20 protein-coding genes and 2 pseudogenes are annotated in these 19,068 nt (G+C 67.2%); 6 read left to right on the top strand and 16 right to left on the bottom strand.

Going from position 1 to position 19,068, the window contains the following annotated elements; all coding sequences use genetic code 11:
• Positions 1-169 precede the first annotated feature (169 nt).
• Positions 170-1,090, top strand: coding sequence for an IS5 family transposase (locus tag OG574_RS49265; RefSeq protein WP_326779453.1), 921 nt, complete (start codon positions 170-172; stop codon positions 1,088-1,090).
• Here OG574_RS49265 and OG574_RS49260 read toward each other — a convergent pair.
• The 8 genes from OG574_RS49260 to OG574_RS49225 all read right to left on the bottom strand — a co-directional run bounded on the left by OG574_RS49260 (position 1,047) and on the right by OG574_RS49225 (position 6,826).
• On the bottom strand, positions 1,047-1,565 hold the full coding sequence (locus OG574_RS49260) for a hypothetical protein (RefSeq protein ID WP_326778916.1): 519 nt from the start codon (positions 1,563-1,565) through the stop codon (positions 1,047-1,049). The genes OG574_RS49265 and OG574_RS49260 overlap by 44 nt on opposite strands.
• A gap of 134 nt (positions 1,566-1,699) precedes the next feature.
• Positions 1,700-2,050: a hypothetical protein gene (locus OG574_RS49255; RefSeq protein WP_326778915.1), complete on the bottom strand. Its 351-nt coding sequence runs from the start codon at positions 2,048-2,050 to the stop codon at positions 1,700-1,702.
• Positions 2,047-2,907 (bottom strand): EamA family transporter, encoded by an 861-nt coding sequence (locus OG574_RS49250; protein ID WP_326779452.1) that lies wholly within the window; start codon positions 2,905-2,907, stop codon positions 2,047-2,049. Before OG574_RS49250 ends, OG574_RS49255 begins: the two co-directional genes overlap by 4 nt.
• Positions 2,908-2,942: 35 nt before the next feature.
• Positions 2,943-3,650 (bottom strand): B3/B4 domain-containing protein, encoded by a 708-nt coding sequence (locus OG574_RS49245; RefSeq protein WP_326779451.1) that lies wholly within the window; start codon positions 3,648-3,650, stop codon positions 2,943-2,945.
• Positions 3,651-3,814: 164 nt separating this feature from the next.
• On the bottom strand, positions 3,815-4,378 hold the full coding sequence (locus OG574_RS49240; RefSeq protein ID WP_326779450.1) for a helix-turn-helix domain-containing protein: 564 nt from the start codon (positions 4,376-4,378) through the stop codon (positions 3,815-3,817).
• 166 nt (positions 4,379-4,544) lie between these two features.
• A complete protein-coding gene (locus OG574_RS49235) occupies positions 4,545-5,252 on the bottom strand; it encodes a B3/B4 domain-containing protein (RefSeq protein ID WP_326778914.1) in 708 nt (235 codons plus the stop codon).
• 38 nt (positions 5,253-5,290) lie between these two features.
• Positions 5,291-5,938, bottom strand: a complete 648-nt coding sequence (locus OG574_RS49230) for an FMN-binding negative transcriptional regulator (protein ID WP_326778913.1) — start codon at positions 5,936-5,938, stop codon at positions 5,291-5,293.
• A gap of 51 nt (positions 5,939-5,989) precedes the next feature.
• Complete coding sequence (locus OG574_RS49225) at positions 5,990-6,826, bottom strand: EamA family transporter (protein WP_326778912.1); 837 nt, start codon at positions 6,824-6,826, stop codon at positions 5,990-5,992.
• A 123-nt stretch (positions 6,827-6,949) separates the two neighbouring features.
• On the opposite strand from OG574_RS49225, the gene OG574_RS49220 reads away from it, so the two are divergent.
• Positions 6,950-7,534 (top strand): helix-turn-helix domain-containing protein, encoded by a 585-nt coding sequence (locus OG574_RS49220; RefSeq protein ID WP_326778911.1) that lies wholly within the window; start codon positions 6,950-6,952, stop codon positions 7,532-7,534.
• Between the two features lie 221 nt (positions 7,535-7,755).
• Here the strand turns inward: OG574_RS49220 and OG574_RS49215 are convergent, their stop codons facing one another.
• The 4 genes from OG574_RS49215 to OG574_RS49200 form a co-directional block, all read right to left on the bottom strand.
• Complete coding sequence (locus OG574_RS49215; protein ID WP_326778910.1) at positions 7,756-8,175, bottom strand: M67 family metallopeptidase; 420 nt, start codon at positions 8,173-8,175, stop codon at positions 7,756-7,758.
• Positions 8,169-9,203: a GlxA family transcriptional regulator gene (locus tag OG574_RS49210; RefSeq protein WP_326778909.1), complete on the bottom strand. Its 1,035-nt coding sequence runs from the start codon at positions 9,201-9,203 to the stop codon at positions 8,169-8,171. The genes OG574_RS49215 and OG574_RS49210 overlap by 7 nt, the downstream gene beginning before the upstream one ends.
• Complete coding sequence (locus OG574_RS49205; RefSeq protein WP_326778908.1) at positions 9,191-9,838, bottom strand: HD domain-containing protein; 648 nt, start codon at positions 9,836-9,838, stop codon at positions 9,191-9,193. Before OG574_RS49205 ends, OG574_RS49210 begins: the two co-directional genes overlap by 13 nt.
• Positions 9,839-9,989: 151 nt before the next feature.
• Positions 9,990-11,468 (bottom strand): APC family permease, encoded by a 1,479-nt coding sequence (locus OG574_RS49200; RefSeq protein WP_442816964.1) that lies wholly within the window; start codon positions 11,466-11,468, stop codon positions 9,990-9,992.
• A gap of 597 nt (positions 11,469-12,065) precedes the next feature.
• Here OG574_RS49200 and OG574_RS49195 point away from each other — a divergent pair.
• From OG574_RS49195 to OG574_RS49180, 4 genes are all read left to right on the top strand, one after another.
• Positions 12,066-13,007, top strand: coding sequence for a LysR family transcriptional regulator (locus tag OG574_RS49195; protein ID WP_326778907.1), 942 nt, complete (start codon positions 12,066-12,068; stop codon positions 13,005-13,007).
• Positions 13,008-13,905: 898 nt separating this feature from the next.
• A complete protein-coding gene (locus OG574_RS49190) occupies positions 13,906-15,138 on the top strand; it encodes a trans-sulfuration enzyme family protein (protein WP_326778906.1) in 1,233 nt (410 codons plus the stop codon).
• A gap of 66 nt (positions 15,139-15,204) precedes the next feature.
• The gene (locus tag OG574_RS49185; RefSeq protein WP_326778905.1) at positions 15,205-15,861 is read left to right on the top strand and encodes an HAD hydrolase-like protein; all 657 of its coding nucleotides are present in this window, start codon (positions 15,205-15,207) and stop codon (positions 15,859-15,861) included.
• Between the two features lie 117 nt (positions 15,862-15,978).
• Positions 15,979-16,437, top strand: a complete 459-nt coding sequence (locus OG574_RS49180) for an Lrp/AsnC family transcriptional regulator (RefSeq protein ID WP_326778904.1) — start codon at positions 15,979-15,981, stop codon at positions 16,435-16,437.
• A gap of 63 nt (positions 16,438-16,500) precedes the next feature.
• Here OG574_RS49180 and OG574_RS49175 read toward each other — a convergent pair.
• The 4 genes and pseudogenes from OG574_RS49175 to OG574_RS49160 all read right to left on the bottom strand — a co-directional run.
• Positions 16,501-16,854: pseudogene (locus OG574_RS49175) on the bottom strand (class II aldolase/adducin family protein); the annotation flags it as partial.
• Positions 16,855-16,891: 37 nt separating this feature from the next.
• Positions 16,892-18,129 (bottom strand): IS3 family transposase gene (locus OG574_RS49170; RefSeq protein ID WP_326771418.1). Its coding sequence is split into 2 segments (ribosomal slippage): positions 16,892-17,803 and positions 17,806-18,129, totalling 1,236 coding nucleotides; the frame shifts between segments, so codons are not numbered across the junction.
• A 66-nt stretch (positions 18,130-18,195) separates the two neighbouring features.
• Positions 18,196-18,648 (bottom strand): annotated as a pseudogene (locus tag OG574_RS49165) (class II aldolase/adducin family protein); the annotation flags it as partial.
• Positions 18,649-18,781: 133 nt separating this feature from the next.
• The gene (locus tag OG574_RS49160) at positions 18,782-19,054 is read right to left on the bottom strand and encodes a hypothetical protein (RefSeq protein ID WP_442816963.1); all 273 of its coding nucleotides are present in this window, start codon (positions 19,052-19,054) and stop codon (positions 18,782-18,784) included.
• Between the last annotated feature and the right edge of the window lie 14 nt (positions 19,055-19,068).

Here is a 19,068-nt window from a genome sequence, read left to right as displayed (position 1 = left end):
AAGTGTTCTCTTTTCCGCTCGCACGATCGTTCTTGGTCGAACAGGGTTCTGGATCGGGTGAGTTGGCTGCGGTGCGTGCATGAAAGAAGGGCCTCCTGGTAGCACGCGGGTGTCGAGTCCGTAAGCGCCACAGGAGGCCCTGTTGTCGCAGTTGTACGCGGTCGTGTCTATGGAGTCCAGCTCGCCCACTCGGGAGTGTGACTGTCTCGCCCACAGGTTCGGGAACGCGGCCGACCACCCGGACCGCTCATCCCGCTACGACTCGGACATGAGTGATGCGGAGTGGGTCGTGGTGCGGACCGCGCTGCCGGTGCCGGCGTGGTTGGACGGCCGGGGCGGCCGCCCGGAGGGCTACTGCCACCGCCAGCTGATTGATGCGATCCGCTACCTGGTCGACAACGGCGTCAAGTGGCGGAACATGCCGGCGGACTTCCCGCCCTGGAAGCGGGTCTACGCTTTCTTCCGCCGCTGGCGTGACCACGGCCTGGTCCGTGAGTTCCACGACCGTCTCCGCGAGCGCGTGAGGAAAACGGAGGGCCGGGATGCCGAGCCGACGGCGGCCATCATCGATTCGCAGTCGGTGAAGGCCGACGCCACCGTCAAGAACGACTCACGCGGCTTCGACGGCGGGAAGAAAATCAACGGCCGTAAACGGCACGTGGTCACCGACTGCCTTGGCCTGGTCCTGACGGTGCTGGTGACGCCCGCCTCCACCACGGACCGCGACGCCGCCCGCACGATGCTGCCCCCTTTGCGGGAGACCTGCCGGAAACTGAAGCTGGTCTGGGCCGACGGCAGTTACACCGGCTACCTCGTCGACTGGGCCGCCCAGACACTCGACCTCGCCCTTCAGGTGGTCAAACGCAGTGACGACACCAGCGGCTTCACGGTCCTCCCACGCCGGTGGGTCATCGAACGCAGCTTCGCCTGGCTGATGCGCAGCCGCCGTCTGGCCCGCGATTACGAAGCACGGACGGACAGCAGCGAAGCCATGATTCTCTGGTCGATGACCATGATGATGAGCCGCCGCCTCGCCCGCCGCACCCCTACGCAGCAACAGCGTCCGCGGATCCTGACGCGGGCAGCGTGAAACGACCCGGCCTCTCCTCCACCAGCCAGCCCCGCTCCACCAGCCGCTTCAGCTTCCCCCGAGCGCCCTCGACGCGGGAAGCAACGGAGGTGTCCCAGCCCAGGGCCACCGCCGTCTGCCGAGCGGTCAAACTGCCGTCGGCCTCACCGAGAACGGTCACGATCCGCCGATAGTCCGCACCGAGAACATCCACCGGCACCCCGTCCTCCTTGCGGGCCACCGTCCTGCGCGGCACCGCCACCACCGGCTCCTCAACCCCGGCCCCGGCCGCCCCGCCGGACTCCATATCGACGCACGCGTCCTGCTCGTCCAGGGCTTCCAGATACTGTTCCAGATACTGTTCCAGGCCGATCACCCGGTGGTTCAGCACCTCTTCGGCCTCCGCGAGAGCGGTCCGCACCCGCTCGAACTCGGCCCGCAGCTCCTCCACCCGCACGAGCGCGGACTTCTCACGGCTCTCGAGCACGGCCCGCATCGATGGCATCGGCCACCTCCACATCACCCAGGACGAACATGACGGCCTCAGCCTGCCTGAAACACCCAGGGATCACGCCTGACCTGCGGAAACTCGCACATCAGATTCGGAAAAGAGACGGCTTCTGAACATGCTCATCGCTGCTCCTGGGGTTCGGGGGCGTGTTCGAGGCCGAGGGAGGGGTTGCCATAGACGGACTGCACCTCGGCGATCACGACCCGGTATTCGCCCAGCCATTCCCCGTAGCGCGACTTGGCGAGCTGGTGGGTGTCCATGCCGACGAGCTGTCGCAGTGCGTCCAGGCTGGTCCAGTAGTAGACCTCGGCGTGCAGGCCAGTGTCCTCGTTGTGCCAGGCCTCTTCGCCCAGGAACCCGGAAATCTGGCGAGCTCGTTTTGCGATCTCACTGTCGATGTGGTGGAACTCATCAGTCAGGTTCCGGGTTTCGAAGATGAACGTCGAACTGTACTTCGGGGTGGCGGTCATGCCGGCTCCTTCGCCGTCGAGGGTGTCTCCGCTGAGTCAGGATCGGCAGTGCGTGTGCCGCCGCGCTGCGCGGCAGCGCCAGCGAGGATGACGAGGGCGATACCGACCAGCTGCACGAGCGTGGGCGTCTGGGCGAGCACGAGCAGGCCGATGAGGATGCCGAACGCGGGCTCGATGGAGAGCAGGGTGCCGAAGGCGGTGTGTGTCATGCGGCGCAGGGCGAGCATCTCGAGCCCGAATGCGATCACGGGGGTGATCAGCGCGATCCCCGCGGCGGCCAGCAGCACCCACCAGGTGAAGTCGCCGCCGAACACCTGCGGCAGCCCGACAGGAATCGTGACCAGTGCAGCGATCGGGATTGTTAGCGAGAGGCCGCTGATCCCCGAGAACCGGTTGCCGACGTGCTGCGTGAGCACGTTGTACAGGCCCCAGCAGGTTCCCGCCAGGAGGGCGAATCCGACCCCGGACAGGTCGATGTTCCCGTGCCAGGGCTCCGTTAGCAGCACCACACCGATGAGGGCGAGCAGTGGCCAGACGAGTGCCCTTCTGTGCTTGCTCATCAGCCCCGCCACCGTCAACGGGCCTAGGAACTCGATCGCGACCGCGGTACCCAGCGGGATGCGGCCGACCGCGGCGAGGAGGAACGTCGTCATGAACCCGGTGACCGCCCCGAGGGCGAGCAAAGCGGGGAGATCCATCAGGCGGAGCGAGCGGACCGAGGGACGGGCGATCATCCAAAGGAAGACCACCCCGAAACACATTCTCAACCAGGCTGCCCCAGCCGCCCCGACGTGCTCGATCACACTGACTGAGAGGGCGTTCGAGAGCTGGACGGCAAGCATCGCCGTGACCGCCATCGACCATGCCGGCACCCGCGTCACGGAACGCGTTCTCAAGGTGCACCGACCAGACGCCGCGACACGGTCACCGCACTACCGAGGCCGGAGAGGACATCGGCCAGCGCATCCGCCGTCGCCGTCAGGGCCTCGTCGGTCATGGGTGCGAGAGCGTCGAGGATGAAGAACGCCGCACTGGTCTTGTCGGTGAGGGCGGTGCGACGGCCCTGCCGCCAGTTCCACCTGCGGCAGGTCACCCCGGTCTTGTCGCGCCAGATGACCTCGCCGGGCGTGGGGTGTTCGATGACCGTCTCTCCGCCGCTGGCAGTATCAAATTCCTCCTCGCCGGTCGACCGTACCAGGCGTGCCGGACCGTCGTAGCGGTAGAAGTCCTCGCCGCCGAGGGGCACTTGGTGGAGTACGGAGATGGCGTTATAGATGTCGGTGAGCGCGTTCACCCGTGGCAGTCCCTGCTCGGCGCGGCGGGTGAGCGCTTCGAGGCTGTTGCGGGTGCGCTGCGGCTTCGCGCCGAATGCCCGGTACGCTTCACGCCACGCAGCGATATGCGGTAGTTCCTCCACCGGGCGCTCGGCCAGCAGACGCCGCGCATGAGCCTCGGCAGCCTCGACCAGATCGTTGCTGGTCGCAGACGTCGCTGCCGGGGCGAGGCCGTCGACCACGAGCAGCATGGTCCGGTAGTCCGGGCGGAGTTTGAACACGTCTGGCTCTACACGGCACGCGGCGAGGAACGCATCAGCCGTCAGGACCTCAGCAGGCAGGCTTTCAGGCATCGGGATTCTCCACTCTGTGTCCGGTTCCGACTCCGGGCTCGTAGACCGTGAGCGAGAACCGGGCAGGCTCATCATGAGAGTTCACGTAGGAATGATCGGTGTCACCGAAGAGCGTCAACGCATCCCCGGTCGCGGGCTCACCCGGAGGCGTCCAGGGTGGGGGTCAGGAGGGCGGACTGTGGCTGGGCCACGGCCAGGACGAAATGCAGTTCGCCCTCGCCCGAATGCCGATAGATGTGCGTACAGTCAGCGGCGAAGACCGCTGAGTCCCCTGTGTGCAGCACGATGGACTCCTCGGCCACCTGTATCTCCAGGGAGCCGTGCAACACACTCACCGTCTCCCTAGTGCCGACGATGTGCGACTCGCCTTCGTAGCTGTCGCCCTCGTACATCCTCCAGTCCCACATCTCCAGTGACGCGGGAGGCTCGGATCCCACCAGCAGCACACCCCGTCCTGGGCTGTGCTCGCTGCGCCAAAGAAGCACCCCGTCCCCGGCACGGACCACGCGGACCGAGAGGGATTCCGAGGTTTCGACCAGCCTCGACAGAGTCGTCCCCAGAGCGTCCGCGAGTCTGCACAGGGTGCCGATGCTGGGGTTTGTGCGGTCCTGCTCAATGTGCACCAGCATGCCCTTGCTCACCCCGGAACGAGCGGCCAGGGTATCCAGAGACCATCTGCGGGCTGTCCGCTCGGTGCGCACGCTCCGCGCGACCGCACGTGTCACCTCGGCTGCCAGATCTGCCACATCACACCCCGAGTCGATGTATTGCTCTTTGCTGACTTCTGCGCGTGCGACGCGGATGGTCTGGCAGCACCACTGCACGTGGGCTGCCGGCGGGCCGGTCGGCGAGAGGTGGGGCCTGCTCTCAGAAGGAGACCTGGGGCTGGGCGGGGTTGAGGTAGTACACGGCGGTCTGGTCGGCGTGCAGGAGGAGCAGACCCTGCAGCTCGTGCGCGGCCGCCTTGACGAGGTGGCCGTCGCGTTCGGCATGGAGGGTCTCGATGACGAAGGCGACGTGGGCGGAGTCTTCGGTGACGCGGGTGCGGTGGGCGTCGCGGTGGTTCCAGTGCCGGGTCAGGACGTCGGTGGTATCCGTGTAGATGATCTCGCCGGGCTTGGGGTTCTCCACAGTGTCAGGTTCGCCGAGCGGGGTGAACTCCTCGCTGCCGTCCGCGTACCGGATCTCGACGTCACCGGTGACCTGTGCCAGGTTGAAGGCGCCGGCGGGCAGGCCGTGGTGAACGGAGACGGCGTTGTAGGAGTCGACCGCCGGGTTGATGCGCGGCAGCTTGCCCTTCTTCGCGAAGCGACGGCCGAGCGCATCGACGCTGGGGCGGATGCGACGCGGGTTGGTGCCGAAGGAACGGTAGGCGGCGTGCCACGACTCGATCCGGGGGTCACTCTCGTCGGCGGGCTGCCAGCTTCCGTCGGCGACCTGCTGCTCCAGGTCCTCTAGCGCGGAGGCGGTGTCGGGCCAGGGCTCATGGCCTCGCAGGTTTGCGGCGGTGACGACGGCAATGAGGGTGTCGGGGAAGGCGTCCGCGACGGCGGAGGCGATTCGGAAGACGGTCATGTGCTGGTTTCCGTTCTCTGCGGGTGACTGGGGTGAGGTCAGGGCTTCCAGGGGCCGATGCGGTCCAGACGGCGCAGCTGCTGTCGTGCCGCAGGGGCGTCGAAGCTCTGGCCGCGTTCGGTGAGGTGCTCGGCGACGGCGGTGCGGTGTTCGACGGGCTTGTGGTCGTCGAATTTGAACTTGGCCCGTACGTCGGTAACTTCCAGGCGCAGCCCGCGGATTCCGGGGAGCATTCGCGCATACGGCGCCTGGTCTACGGCGACGGGGGCGTGGTCGCCGTCGGGCTGGAAATGGGCCATCTGGCGGCGCAGCAGGTCGGCCTTGGCCTCGGGGTCATCAACGATGTGGGCCTGGCAGGTGAACTGGACGGCCGCGTAGTAACTGGTGGGGACGCCGTGGGTGAGCGGGATGTCGGCCCCTGCACGCCAGGGGCCGGGGATGAATGCGTAGTCGCCGATGACGGTGAACGTGACGTTCGGGTCGTCCTCGATCGTCTGCCAGACCGGATTGGGCCGGGCGAGGTGGACCAGGAGGTCGTTCCCGTCGCTGATGAAATGGGTGGGGACGACAGCGGGCGAGTTGCCGAGCAGGCCATTGACGCTGAGGAGGCCGAAGTCATGGCCGTCGGCGATCCAGGTCTGCCATTCGGCTTCGTCGAGGCTGGCGTCCCAGGGCTGGATGAACATGTGGTTCTCCTTGCGTGGTCGTGGCTGCGGGATGGACTGCGGCGCGGCTGCTCAGGTCAGGGCGAGGAGGCTGACGGCGGCAGCGGCGGCGCCCAGGCCGACCATCTGGCCGCGGTGAATGCGTTCGGCCAGGACGCGGCGGGCGAGCAGGACGGTGCCGGCCGGGTAGAGGGCGGTGATCACGGCGACGACGGCGAGGTCGCCGTTGCGGGCGGCGAACAGGAACAGCAGGTTCGCCACGGAGTCCAGCACGCCTGCGGCGGCCGACATCGCATAGGCGGGCTTTTCGGGGCCGAGCTTGCGATACATGATTCCGGCAGCGGCCAGGGTGACGGTTGTGGAGACCGCCCTGCCGATGATCAGCGGGGCCACGCCGCTGTCGGACGGTGCCTGGTGCAGGAAGATCAGCTGGAGGGCGATGGCAGCGCCCGCGCCGAAGGCCAGCAGCAATGCGGTATGCGAGGGGCGTGCCGAGCCTGTGCCGCTGCCCGTGCTGACCAGGATGACCGCGGTGAGAGCGAGCGGCAGGCCGATCAGGCCGGCCGTGCCCAGGTGCTCTCCTTGAAGCAGGCCCACCGCGACGGGAAGCATGGCGGACACCAGTGCGGTGATCGGCGAGAGCACGTTCATCGGGCCGATCGCCAGGGTCTTGTAGAGCAGAGCGAACGCGGCGGCCGAGGCGACCCCGGACGCCGCACCCCAGGCAAGAGCGCCGGTGCTGAACGAGGCGCCGAGGAACGGCCAGAGCAGCAGTTCGACCGCAAGTGAGGCCGGGGCCGCGATCATCACCGTGCGTAGCACGTGCGCCTTGCGGGCTCCGAGCCCGCCGAGAAAATCGGCGCATCCGTAGGAGAGTGAGCTGCCCAGGGCCAGCAGCAGAGCGATCACGGTAGGTACATCCCTTACTATTGCAGTAGAACGACTAAATCATGCAACGGATCGACCGACTATGTCAACCGATCGACCGTGTAGTGCATTCCAGTAGTCCACTGGTGAGGGATGGGAGACCAGATGGCCGAGACGGCCACAGCCCTGCGAACGGTCGCACACAACGTCAAGGCGGCCCGCACGCGCGCCGGCCTGTCCCTGGACGAGCTCAGCAGGCGTGCCCAGGTCAGCAAGGGCGCCCTGGTGGGACTGGAGAAGGCCCAGGGCAACCCGAACCTGGCCACCCTGGTCCGGCTGGCCGACACCCTCGGCATCTCGGTTTCCGCCCTGATGCAGGGACCACCCGAAGGCCGCGTCCGGGTGGTGGCCGCCGACACTGTGGTGCCGCTGTGGACGGGAGATCAAGGCAGCGAGGCCCGCCTCATGGTGACCACGTCCGGTTCGGCCCCGGTCGAGGTGTGGCGCTGGAAGCTCGAACCGGGCGAGGAATACCCCAGCCACCCGCACCAGGCCGGAGTCGTGGAAACCGTCAGCGTCACCGCCGGCTGCATGACGCTCGTCGTCGACGGCACTGAGTACCCCGTCGACGCCGGCCAGACCGCCACCTTCGACGGCGACACCGCTCACACCTACCGCGGTTGCGGCACCGAAACCTGTCAGCTGATCATGACCGTCCACCTGCCGCCCGGCCCTGCTTCCGTAGCCTGACCTGGGCAGCTCCGTCGGCCTGAGACACCTGGGCCAGCACATCCGGCCTCTCAATCGCTCACGCCGCAGAGCCTTCCAACTGTGGCGCCGCCGGGTCGTCAGCGGCGCCGAATGCGCCGGGCTGTGAGGCTGACGCTCACAGCGCTCTTCGCCCGTACCCGCGTCGGCCGGACACGGCACCGGCAGCCGGCCACGGACCGCCCTTGGCGTCTGCGAGGGCGCTACTCGTTTCGACTCTCCACGATGCGCACGTCCTCCTCCGTCACCACCCCATCCACGATGAGGAAGGAACGTAGTTCGAGGAATGTGCGCGGGGCGGTGGAGAGGATCAAATTGTGCGCTGACGGCTCCTGCGCCAGTTCCACGTCGAGCGCCGACGGGTATGCCTGGCTCGCCGTGTGGGAGTGGTAGATGACATGCAGTTCTTCCTGCCGCTCGGCCATGTCCCGGTACGCCTCGTAGAGGTCGCGGGAGTCGGCCTCGTGAAGCACCTGCGACTGCGCGGTGTTGCGGAACCGCACGACGCGTGCGCTGTGGTCTTGGTGAGCGTGCCGCAGCACCACACCACACGCCTCGATGGGGTGATCCCGCAGGGCGTGGGCCACGATCTCGTCATAGACGTTCTTGGTGAGAATCAGCATGAGCTCAGCAGGGATAGAGCGACTGGTGCGGGTGCCGGAGCGGTAGTGGTGCGGAAACGAGCCCTGTACACGGTGGGGGACAAGCCGAGGGCCTGCTGGAACACGCGCCGCATGGTCTCCGATGACCCGAATCCGGCCTGCTGCGCGACCTCCTCGACCGAGGCCAGGCCGGAGGACAACAGCGTCTGGGCTGCCTCCACGCGGACGGCGTCGGCATACTTCCCGGGAGTCATGCCGATCTCCTGGCGGAACAGGCGCGCCAGGTGCCTGGTACTGATGCCAAGCCTTGCGGTGAGCGCGCCGATGCCGTGCGGCAGGGACGGATCCGCGGTGATCTCGTCCATCGCCCGGTGGACGAGCCGGTGCTGGGGCGGCTGCGGGGTCATGCGGATGCTGAACTGGGACTGTCCACCGGGGCGTGCCATGAAGACGACGAGCTGGCGAGCTGTCTCCCTGGCGAGATCTGCTCCGTAGTCCTCCTCGACGAGGGCGAGGGCCAGGTCGATTCCCGCGGTGACTCCGGCAGAGGTGACGATGTGGCCGTCGCGCACGAACACCGGGTCCGGTTCCACCCGCACCTGCGGGAAGGCGGCGGCGAGTTGCGAGGCCAGCTCCCAGTGGGTCGTTGCCCGCCGTCCGTCGAGGACTCCGGTCTGGGCCAGGACGAACGCGCCCGCGCAGACCGAGGCCACCCGCAGTGCCCGTGCAGCCAGACCGCCCACGAGTGAGACCAGCACATCATCGGCGATTGCCTGCCGCCAGTCGCTGCGGCCGGGGACCAGGAGCGTGTTCACGTGCCGGGGCAGCTGCTCGAGGTCGGTGTCCGCCCCGATCCGCAACCCACTTGAGGTGAGGACATCAAGACCGCCGGTGGGGGAGATGACGCGTACGTCGTAGCGGGCGCCGTAGCGGTTGGCCGTGGTGAAGACCTCCAGCGGTCCGCTCACGTCCAGGAGCTGGACCTGGTCGAAGGCCACGACTACGATGACCCGGTCTCCACTGGAGGCAGCAGGTTCTACTCCGCCCATGGAGAGTCCAGGATCGTGCGGACGAAGTCCGCTCGCTCGAATTGCGGCACGTAGTGCTGGAGCACATCGGCCTTGACGTTGCCGAAGGTCGTCTCCGGCTTGTGCCGGATACCGTCGGTGAACGCACCTAGGATGCGCTGCTTGAAGTCGGGGCGGGGGTGCAGGGCCACGATCTCCTCGCGCTCAGCGGTGGCGATGTCCCCGTATCCGATGCCCAGGACGTCGTACTCCACGCCGGCGGTCACCAAGGCGACCTCCGGCTCCATGAACTCGGGGATCCCCGGTGTGGTGTGCAAGGCGATGGCCGTCCATACCCGGCGCACGCCGTCCTCGGGCACCCCATGTGCCTGCAGGAAGCGGCGTGCCTCGTCAGCGCCGTCGACCTCGAAACGGTGTCCGCTCGCGTGAAACCGCTCACTCAGTCCCAGGTCGTGGAACATCGCGCCGATGTAGAGCAACTCAGGGTCGAAGCTGAGGTCGCGATTGCGGCCCTGGAGGCTGCCGAAGAAGTACACCCGCCGTGAGTGGTGGTAGATCAGTTCGCTGGCGGCCTCGCGGACCAACTCGGTTGCTTCACGCGCCAGCCGGGTGTCCGGTACGCGCACCTCGGCCCTGGTGTTCGCGGCTGTCGTCATGGTCCTCCACCTGCCTTTCCATAGCGGACCTGCCCGTCAAGTGGGCAGGTCCCAGTCTTCGTGCCCCCCGGGCAGGCAGCCATGTCCACGAGGTCATGAATCCCACAGATTCAGACATTCGCTTTGGGTGGCCACCGGGCCACTCCGGTGCTCAGCCTGTCCGGGAGGTCTCCTGGAGCACGATGGCCGCCTCGGGCCCGGCCAGGTGTGAGTGGCGGCGGCTGTAGCCGAAGTAGACGAGCAGGGCCAGTGCCAGCCAGCCGGCGAACAGGGCGAAGGTGTCGCCGGACAGGTTCCAGATCAGGTAGCCGCAGCAGAGGACGGACAGGGCGGGTACCACCGGGTAGCCGGGGACCTTGAAGCCGCGGGGCAGTTCAGGTTCGCGTACCCGCAGCACGATCACTCCGACCGAGACCACGGCGAAGGCGACCAGGGTGCCCATGCTCGTGAGGTTGACCAGCCAGCCCAGTGGCACGAAGGCGGCGAGCAGTCCGACGAAGACGCCGACGATGACGGTGTTGCCGGCGGGTGCACCACTGCTGGCGCTCACCTTGCGGAAGACGGGAGGGAGCATGCCGTCGCGGCCCATCGAGTACAGAATGCGTGTCTGACCGTAGAGCACGACGAGGGTGACGCTGACGATGGAGATCACCGCGCCTGCGGAGAGCACCGTGCCGGGCCAGTTCTGGCCGGTGACGAGCTGGAGGATCGCGGAGAGACCGGCGTCCTGGCCCTTGAACTGCGTCCATTTCTGAGAGCCGACGCCTACCAGGGCCACGAAGCAGTAGAAGACGGTGACCACGAGCAGCGCGCCGATGATCGCCCGAGGCAGCGTCCTTTGCGGGTTCTTGACCTCCTCACCAGCGGTGGAGACGGCGTCCAGCCCGATGAAGGAGAAGAAGACCGATGAGGCGGCCGCGCTGATGCCGGCGATGCCGAGCGGAGCGAAGGGATGGAGGTTGGAGGAGTGGAAACCGGTGATACCGACGACGATGAAGAGGACGAGCACGCCCAACTTGAGGAGAACCATGACCGTGTTGATCAGTGCTGACTCCTTGGTGCCGCGGATCAGCAGCAAACAACAGAGCGCGATCAGCACGACGCCTGGCACGTTGATGTAGCCGCCCTCCCCGGGGGGCGCGGTGATCGCGGCGGGCATGACGAAGCCAAACAGGCGCTGCGTGAGGTCGTTGAGGTACTGCCCCCAGCTGACCGCGATGGCCGCGCCGGAGACGGCGTACTCCAGGAGCAGACAGGATCCGACGATCCAGGCTGCGAGCTCCCCCAGGGTGGCGTAGGCGTAGGAGTAGGAAGATCCTGACACCGGCACCGCCGAGGTCAGTTCGGCGTAGCAGAGGGCGGTGAGCGCGGCGGTGATGGCGCCTATCACGAAGGCGATGATCACTGCCGGGCCGGCCTGTGGCACAGCGGTGCTGAGAGTGAAGAAGATGCCGGTGCCGATGGTCGCCCCGACGCCAATCATCGTGAGCTGGAAGCTGCCCACGGTCCGCCGCAGTCCGCGGCCTTGGGCCGGGTCCTGCGGGTCACTGGCCTCAGCGTCGGCCAGGAAGGCCGAGACCGGTTTGCGACGCAGCAACTGCTGACGGAGTCCCACATTGTTCGGAGTCACGGCGGGGCGCCTTTCGGTAGCAGGGGGAGAGAGGGAGGACCAGGTCCCGGACGCGGGTGCCGGCTGGCAGCAGGTCACGCGGCGTCAGGCCGGTTCGTCACACTGGGCGATTGCCGGTGTGCCTGCCGCGGGCGCAGTCGGCCGGCGTCCAGCAGACCGGAGGTTGCTGGATGCGCAACGCTGATGCCGACGACCGACAGGGGGCCGGGTTGTGCTGCGTGAGTCCTGGAACAGAATTCCGGCGCTGCGCATGCTGTCGGACATCTCGAGGCGGCCGACCAGTCGGCTCGGCCCGCCCCCCTTTGGGGCGGGTGGCGGCTGCGTCGCAATCACGCTTGTGGAGCGAGAGGTGTTGGAGCTGCCACCCTGCCCTGCTGTCAGGTCGGGAGGGCTGCTGAGGGATGCGGCATTTGCTGTGGACACGACGCGGGCTTGTGGGGCGCGGTCCGGTTCGGCATGGCCGACGCTCATGCCTGCGGTCTGCCTGGTGTGGAGCGACCACGGGCGGCAGCCTGGGCAGTCGGTTGCGACGATGGTAGAGGCGACTATTCCCCAGACCAACTATCAATACGGATACTGATGGTTTAGCTTCACCTAATGGATTTGCATCAGCTGCGGGTGCTGAGGGAGCTTGCTGATCACGGCAGCATCGCGGCAACCGCCCGGGCGCTGTCCGTCACTCCGTCCGCTGTTTCCCAGGTCGTGGCATCCCTGCAGCGCCAGTTCGCGACGCCGCTGACACACAAGCGCGGACGTTCCATCGAACTGACAAGTGCGGGTCAGGCGCTCGCCGCGGCCGCAGTGGCAGTGGCATCCGCGGTGGCGCAGGCGGAAGCCAGTGTCGACGCGTACCTCGGGGACCTGTCGGCGTCCGTGAGGGTTTCGGGATTCCACAGCGCTGCTGTGACGTTCTTCCCCGCGCTGGCGGCACTGTCGAGTGAGACCGACCACCCGCCGGTGGAGTGCGTGGACGAGGACGTTGCCCGGGACGCCTTTCCTGTCCTCACCGCGTCGTACGACCTGGTCATCGCTCACCGGATGAGCCACACGCCTCCGTGGCCGACGCAGCAGTTGTCCGTGGTGCCGCTCCTGCAGGAGCCGGTGGACGTCGCGATGCGCACCGACCACCCGCTGGCGCGGCGCGCGCAGCTCTGTCCGGAAGATCTCGTCGACCTGCCTTTCGTCTCCACACACACCGGCTTCTCGCCTGCCGACCTCCTCGAATCGATCGCGGCGTCCGCGGGCCGGCCGATGCGCGTCGTGCACCGGATCAACGACTTCACGACAGCGGCGGCGATGGTCGCTCAGGGGAATCTCGTCGCGCTGCTGCCGCGGTACACGGCCGCTCCGCCGAAGGACTCCGGGGTGACTCTTCGGCCCCTTGGCGAAGTCCGGGCACTACGCAACATCGACGCACTCATGCGCCCTGAACATGCGATCCGTCAGGGGGTTTCCGTCGTATTGCAGTCCCTCCAACAGATCGCCCGCACCCTCGTTCAGTCGGCCCACGCCCCCGAGTTCTCCAAGGGGCGGCCGTGATCGCCTCGTCGGCGGGCCGGCCCCAGACGTCCCTTCAGGGGCGCGGCCTGGTCAACTGGCCACTGCTCGGCTCGCCTTCGGCTTGACCTGTGCGCTTGCGAGGGCATAGCGGCAGCTGGGGCAGGGGTAGCCGAAGTGGCCCCGCAGTGCAGGACCGTCAGGCCCACCACCCAGCCGACGAGGCCGGCGAGCATGAACAATTTGAGGGGAGACGGCCTCACCGTTGAGGGCCATCGCGTGCGTCACCGTCAGGACGCCATCGATGCCGACCCACATCGTGTAGCCGGTGCCGACCGGCAAAGGGCGTACGCCCGAGCATGCTGGCGACGAGTTCGACAGCGAAGATCACGGTGGGCAGGAGACAGGCGAACCCCTGGCGGTAGCTCAGGCGGCCTCAAGCACCCTCTGGAAAGGATCAGAACGATCCATGCCACGGCGACGCACTTCCTGGGTGCCGTCGTCAGAATCCGGGTACGGCGTGCCTCGTCCGGGAACGGATGGGGCTCTGCCGAAAAAGAGTGCGCACTGGCATGTCAGGCAGATGGGGTTGGTGTGGGCTGATCGCACAGGACGGCGTCCCAGACCTGTTTCGGCGTTAGTTACCGGGCGCCGAGGTCGGTGGGTGCTGCGGTGGTGACCGTGTGCGCTCGGCGGGCGCTGAGTCCGCTGAGGAAGTCGCCGCGATCGCAGGTCACGGAGCTGGCGAGGGCCGGCGGGGGATTGAGTGCGACCAGCCCCTCAATGCATCGACCGAGTGGTACATTGAAATGACCGTGCGGCATTTCCCAGCTACTGCACGCCGGGGCGCCAGGTGTGAGCGACATCTTGGCCGGCCCGCATCCATTCAGCCTCTTCTATGACATTTTGACGATGTCGGTGGTGAAAGGAACTAGCGACCATGAGCGCAGATCCCCAGGTGACAGTCAGTCGTCCTGACAAGCACGACCCGTCCACCCTCGCGTTCGCCACTCAGTCTGTGCACGTCGGCAACACCATCGACAAGGGCACCGGGGCGGTACGGACCCCGCTGGTGATGGCCAACTCTTACCTGTTGCCGGAAGACCCGTCGACCATGGAGTGGTCCTCGCCTGACGGACTGGTCTACACCCGCAACTCCGGCGCCAACCAGGTCTGTCTGCAGACCAAGGTTGCAGCTCTGGAGGGCGGCGAGGACGCAGTCGTGCTCGCCACCGGGGTGGCTGCGCTGCACAGTGTGTTCTTCACCCATCTGAAGTCGGGCGACCACGTGGTGGTCTCGAACGTGACGTACGACGCAGTCTGGCAACTCTTCAACGAGCTGCTTCCGAAGAAGTACGGCATCGAGGCCACCTTCGTCGACATCAGCGATCTCGACGCGGTCCGCGGCGCTGTGCGCCCGAACACGAAGCTCGTCCACGCGGAGACCATCGCCAATCCAACGACGACGGTCGCGGACATCGCCGGACTCGCCGACATCGCACATGCCGCCGGAGCCCTGCTGTCGGTCGACGCTACCTGGACCCCTCCGCCGTTCTACCGTGCCCTGCAGGACGGCGCCGACCTCGTCGTGCACTCGCTGACGAAGTACATCAATGGCCACGGCGACGCGATGGGCGGTGTCGTGGTCGGGTCCCGTGAACTCGTGGACGCGATCCGCCACGAGGCCATGGTCGAGGTCGGCGGGGTGATCTCGCCGTTCAACGCCTGGATGATCATGCGCGGGTCCGTCACCCTGCCGTTGCGGCTTCGGCAGCAGTTCGACTCGGCCGAGAAGGTTGCCGCGTTCCTTGAGAGCGACCCCCGGATCGCATACACCTACTTCCCGGGCCTCGAATCGCACCCGCAGCACGAGACAGCGCGCCGCCAGTTCGCCGGTGCCGGATACGGCGCCATGATGGCCTTCGCCGTGGACGGGGACTCCGCCACCCAGAACCGGTTTGTCAACGACCTGCGCGTGATCACCTCTGCTGTGTCGCTCGGCCATGACGAATCCCTGATCGTGCACGTCGGCGGCAGCGGACGTGGCGGCATCGAGAACTACCCGCAGCCCTTCAGGAAGTACGGGCACCTGCGGTTGTCCATCGGCCTGGAAGACGCGGACGATCTCATCGCTGACATTCGCGCCGCCCTCGACACCACCTTCCCGTCCTGACTAACTGCCCTACGACCCTGCCACCACTGCGTCCCTTGCCGCAGTGGTGGCGAAGGGGTGACCGCTGTGACGCCCTCATGCCTCCTCCTCGATCTCGACGGCACTCTGGTGGATTCCGCCCCGGGCATCACCAGCAGCGTCGCCGCCACGCTCATGGCCATCGGAGCACCTGTGCCGGACCCCGACAGGCTGCGCAGCTTCGTCGGTCCACCCATGTACCAGACGTTCCGTGAGGTCGTCTGCCTCGACGGGCCGACGGCGAAGCGAGCCCTACAGCTCTACCGCGCTGAGTACGCCAGGACGGGTGCCCTGGACAGCAGCGTGTACGAAGGTGTGCCCGACTTGCTGGAGGCCCTGGCGCGGGCCGGTTTCCCCATGGCGGTGGCGACCTCGAAGGTCGAAGACCAGGCTGTGAGGATCACCGAGCACTACGGCCTGGCCGCGCACATGGTGACCGTGTGCGGCACATCCGATGTGGCAGGCCGCAGCAGCAAGCGGGACGTGATCCGGGAGTGCCTGCAGCGTCTGCGGCTGCATGGGGTCGATATCTCGCGGCCGCTGATGGTGGGCGATCGAGGCTACGACGTGCTGAGCGCAGCCGCCGAAGGCATCCCGGCGATCCGCGTACTGTGGGGATACGGGACAGCTGGCGAGTCGGAGGGCGCCCAGGCGACCGCCGAGTCCCCGCAGGTACTTGCACAACTGCTGCTCTCCGACCGGTAGTTGAAGAGGAACCTCGTGCCGCAAACCCCAGCCGGACGAGGTCTCGCCCATGTTGCACCGGCCCCTGGCAGCGCACTGGCTGCCAGGGGCCTTCATCGGTGAAGGAGAACGTCCGCCGTGGACGCCATCGACGAGAAGATCATTGCCGAGCTGACGCGCAATGCCCGCATCTCTCATGCGGAGCTGGCCAGCCGGGTGGCGCTGTCCCGCAACGCGGTGCGTCAGCGCATCGAGCGTCTGGAACGTCAGGGTCACATCGCCGGTTACACCATCGTCCGGTCGGGCGACAATGCAGGTGAGGACGTCGTCTCCGCTCTCGTGCTGGTCTACCGGCAGGACCGGATGCGCGGCGGTGACGTCCTGGCTGCGCTCAAACTCATCCCCGAAGTCGTGATCTGCGAGATTCTCAGCGGCGACTTCGACATCATGGTGCGCCTTGAGGCGGCCTCGCTGGAGCGCGTGCGGGACATTTGGGAGGAGATCGCCCAGATGCCCGGCGTACGGGACACGGTCACAGCACTCACCCTGTCCAGGGTCGTCAGCCGTCTGCGACAGGGAAAGGGCACTGCGGCCTAGTTGGGACGCCCGACTGTCGAAGGCTGTGCGGAAGTGGGTGCTGCGGCGGCGTCCGGTGTGTCATCAGAGCTCTGCCTGAGCCGAGATGCAGTCAGGATGGTTGCGCAGCGCCCGGCGGGCGTAGTACCCGAAGTTCGCCTTGCTGCGCTGTTCGGTTGAGGTCCAGTCGTGGGCTTCGCGGGCGAGCGCGGGGTCGAGCGGCTGGATGGTGCCCGCGGACATGGCGAGGAGTTGGAGGCGCGCGGCGCGTTCGATGAGCACTGCCAGGTTGCAGGCTTCTTCGACGGTGGCGCCGGTCACGATCTGTCCGTGGTGGGCCAGGATGATGGCGCGCTTGTCGCCGAGGGCCGCGGAGATGATCTCGCCCTCCTCGTTGCCCACGGGGATGCCCGGCCAGTCCTTGAGGAAGGCGCAGTCGGGCCTTCCCCCGTGAAGGTGGGCACGCGGTTATTGATCACGCGGCGAGCGTGAGTTTAGCGGTGTGGTGTCGGTGTTCGTATTCGTTGGGGCTGAGGTGGCCGTTGGCGGAGTGCCGGCGGCGGGTGTTGTAGCGGGTCAGCCAGGCGAAGACGGTCCTGCGGCAGGTGCCGGAGTCGCCGTAGTCGTGGGCGCCCTGGAGGGTCTCGCGTTTCAGGGAGGCGTGGAAGCTTTCGCAGGCCGCATTGTCGGCACTGGTGCCGACCGCGCCCATCGACCGGGTGACCCCGAGCTGGTCGCAGAGGCCGGCGAAGGCCCGGGAGCCGTATTGGGCCCCGTGGTCGGAGTGGAACACGGCGCCCTCCAGGCTGCCGCGGGTCGCCGCTGCCATCCGCAGTGCGTCGGCGACCAGGCTGGTGCGCATGTGGTCGGCGATGGACCAGCCGACGACCTTGCGGCTGAAGCAGTCCAGCACGGTCGCCAGATAGAGGAACTGCCCGTTTTCCAGGGGGAGATACGTGATGTCGCCCATGTATTTCAGTCCGGGTCCGGTGGCGGTGAAGTCCCGCTGGAACAGGTCCGGGACCGGTGAGGCTGCCGGGTCCGGGACGGTGGTGCGCACGTGTCTGCGCAGGCGGATACCGGTGATGGAGAACGTCCGCATGATCCGGGCGATGCGCTTCTCGTTGACCCGCCGTCCTTTCTCGCGGAGCTCGGCGGTCACTCGCGGGGAGCCGTAGGCGCCGCCGGACTCGCCGTGGACCTCGCGGATCTCCTCGGCCAGGAGCCGGTCCTGGTGCTGCCGGGTGGCCCGGGCCTCGGCGCCGGCGAGCCACTTGTAGTAGCTGGACCGGTTCACGTCCAGGACCTGGCAGAGCCGCTTCACCTCGTAGGTGTCCCGGTGGTCGTCAACGAACTGGAAGCGGCTCCTCACCAGTTCGTCTCTCCGGCGAAATACTTGGCCGCCTTGCGGAGGATGTCCCGCTCGGTGGCCAGCTTGCGCTCACTCGCCTCGAGTTCGGCCACCCGGGCCTCCAGCTGCCGGACCCGCTCGTCCGGATCAGCGGACGGCACCGCCTCCCGAGGCCGGGTGCCCGGCTTCGCAGCCGCGGCGCCGGCGCCACGGCGTTCGCGGTCCCGCAGCACCCACTCACGCAGGGTCGCCCGGTTGACGCCCAGGTCAGCGGCGATGCTCTTGTAGGTCGCCCCGGGTGTGGACTCGTACAGGGCCACGGCATCGGCCTTGAACTCGTCCGAGTAGTCCTTCATCGCCATCGGCGGTCTTCTCGCTTCCTCCGGATCAAGCAGATCCAGTATCAGCGTGTCCACCACTCAGGGGGAGGCCCCGTCTTCGTACAGCGGGGTGGTATCCATCTGCGAGACCATCAGGGGGACTTCCAGCATGGCGAGTGCGGCGGTGTGCAGCGAGTGTGTGTGGATGATGCAGTTGACGTCCTCACGAGCGCGGTAGATCCAGGAGTGGAACCGGTTCGCTGGGTTGGGCATCCCCTCCCCTTCCAGGACCTGCAGGTCCTCGTCCACGAGGAGCAGGTTGTCCTCAGTGATCTCGTCGAAGCCGAGGCCGAGGCGCTGGGTGTAGTACGCGCCGGGCTGTTGACTGCGGGCGCTGATCTGGCCAGCGAGTCCGGAGTCGTGCCCGCCGTCGAAGGCGATACGGCATGTCAAAGCCAGCTTCTGTCGCGTGGTCAGCTGCACGTCGTCGAAGAGGCTGCTCATCTGCCGCTTGGCACGGTCGACGAGTACGTCTTTCGAGTCCCGCAGGGTGCTTGCCATGGTCTGCTCCAGTTCCGGGGCTGGTGGTGTCGGCGCAGCCGGACGTGTGGCACGCCGATAGCGAAGGCCGTCGAGGCATCCCGGCCGCGAAGAAGGTTCGGGCTCCGCGGCCAGGACGGCGCACGGCTCGGTTTCAGTCGATGAGGTCAAGGCCTGCAGCGACGATGCTGTCCACGTCGATGCCGTGGTGGCGGTAGACGTCGTCAATCGTGCCGCACTGGCCGAAGCGGGTCACACCGAGCGTGGTGACGGGAGTGTTCTGGATCGCGCTCAAGAAGGCCAGGGCGTGGGGATGGCCATCGAGAACGGTGACCAGGGGCGTGGCCCGGTGCCCGTTGCAGCAGCGATGCGCGCAGCGAACGTCCATGGCTAGGCGGGTGCCGGTGACGGCATATGCGGGCGCCACCGGGTCTCCGACGA

It is taken from the genome of Streptomyces sp. NBC_01445 (assembly GCF_035918235.1).
GTDB lineage: Bacteria > Actinomycetota > Actinomycetes > Streptomycetales > Streptomycetaceae > Streptomyces.
Note: the sequence above shows the minus strand (reverse complement) of the source record. Positions and strands in the feature narration are given on the sequence as shown.

What these genes read in the sequence shown, in the direction of transcription:
- OG574_RS49265 (WP_326779453.1), top strand. Translation starts at nt 170, where the DNA reads ATGGAGTCCAGCTCGCCCACTCGGGAGTGTGACTGTCTCGCCCACAGG.
- OG574_RS49260 (WP_326778916.1), bottom strand. Translation starts at nt 1,565, where the DNA reads ATGCGGGCCGTGCTCGAGAGCCGTGAGAAGTCCGCGCTCGTGCGGGTG.
- OG574_RS49255 (WP_326778915.1), bottom strand. Translation starts at nt 2,050, where the DNA reads ATGACCGCCACCCCGAAGTACAGTTCGACGTTCATCTTCGAAACCCGG.
- OG574_RS49250 (WP_326779452.1), bottom strand. Translation starts at nt 2,907, where the DNA reads ATGGCGGTCACGGCGATGCTTGCCGTCCAGCTCTCGAACGCCCTCTCA.
- OG574_RS49235 (WP_326778914.1), bottom strand. Translation starts at nt 5,252, where the DNA reads ATGACCGTCTTCCGAATCGCCTCCGCCGTCGCGGACGCCTTCCCCGAC.
- OG574_RS49230 (WP_326778913.1), bottom strand. Translation starts at nt 5,938, where the DNA reads ATGTTCATCCAGCCCTGGGACGCCAGCCTCGACGAAGCCGAATGGCAG.
- OG574_RS49220 (WP_326778911.1), top strand. Translation starts at nt 6,950, where the DNA reads ATGGCCGAGACGGCCACAGCCCTGCGAACGGTCGCACACAACGTCAAG.
- OG574_RS49215 (WP_326778910.1), bottom strand. Translation starts at nt 8,175, where the DNA reads ATGCTGATTCTCACCAAGAACGTCTATGACGAGATCGTGGCCCACGCC.
- OG574_RS49210 (WP_326778909.1), bottom strand. Translation starts at nt 9,203, where the DNA reads ATGGGCGGAGTAGAACCTGCTGCCTCCAGTGGAGACCGGGTCATCGTA.
- OG574_RS49205 (WP_326778908.1), bottom strand. Translation starts at nt 9,838, where the DNA reads ATGACGACAGCCGCGAACACCAGGGCCGAGGTGCGCGTACCGGACACC.
- OG574_RS49195 (WP_326778907.1), top strand. Translation starts at nt 12,066, where the DNA reads ATGGATTTGCATCAGCTGCGGGTGCTGAGGGAGCTTGCTGATCACGGC.
- OG574_RS49190 (WP_326778906.1), top strand. Translation starts at nt 13,906, where the DNA reads ATGAGCGCAGATCCCCAGGTGACAGTCAGTCGTCCTGACAAGCACGAC.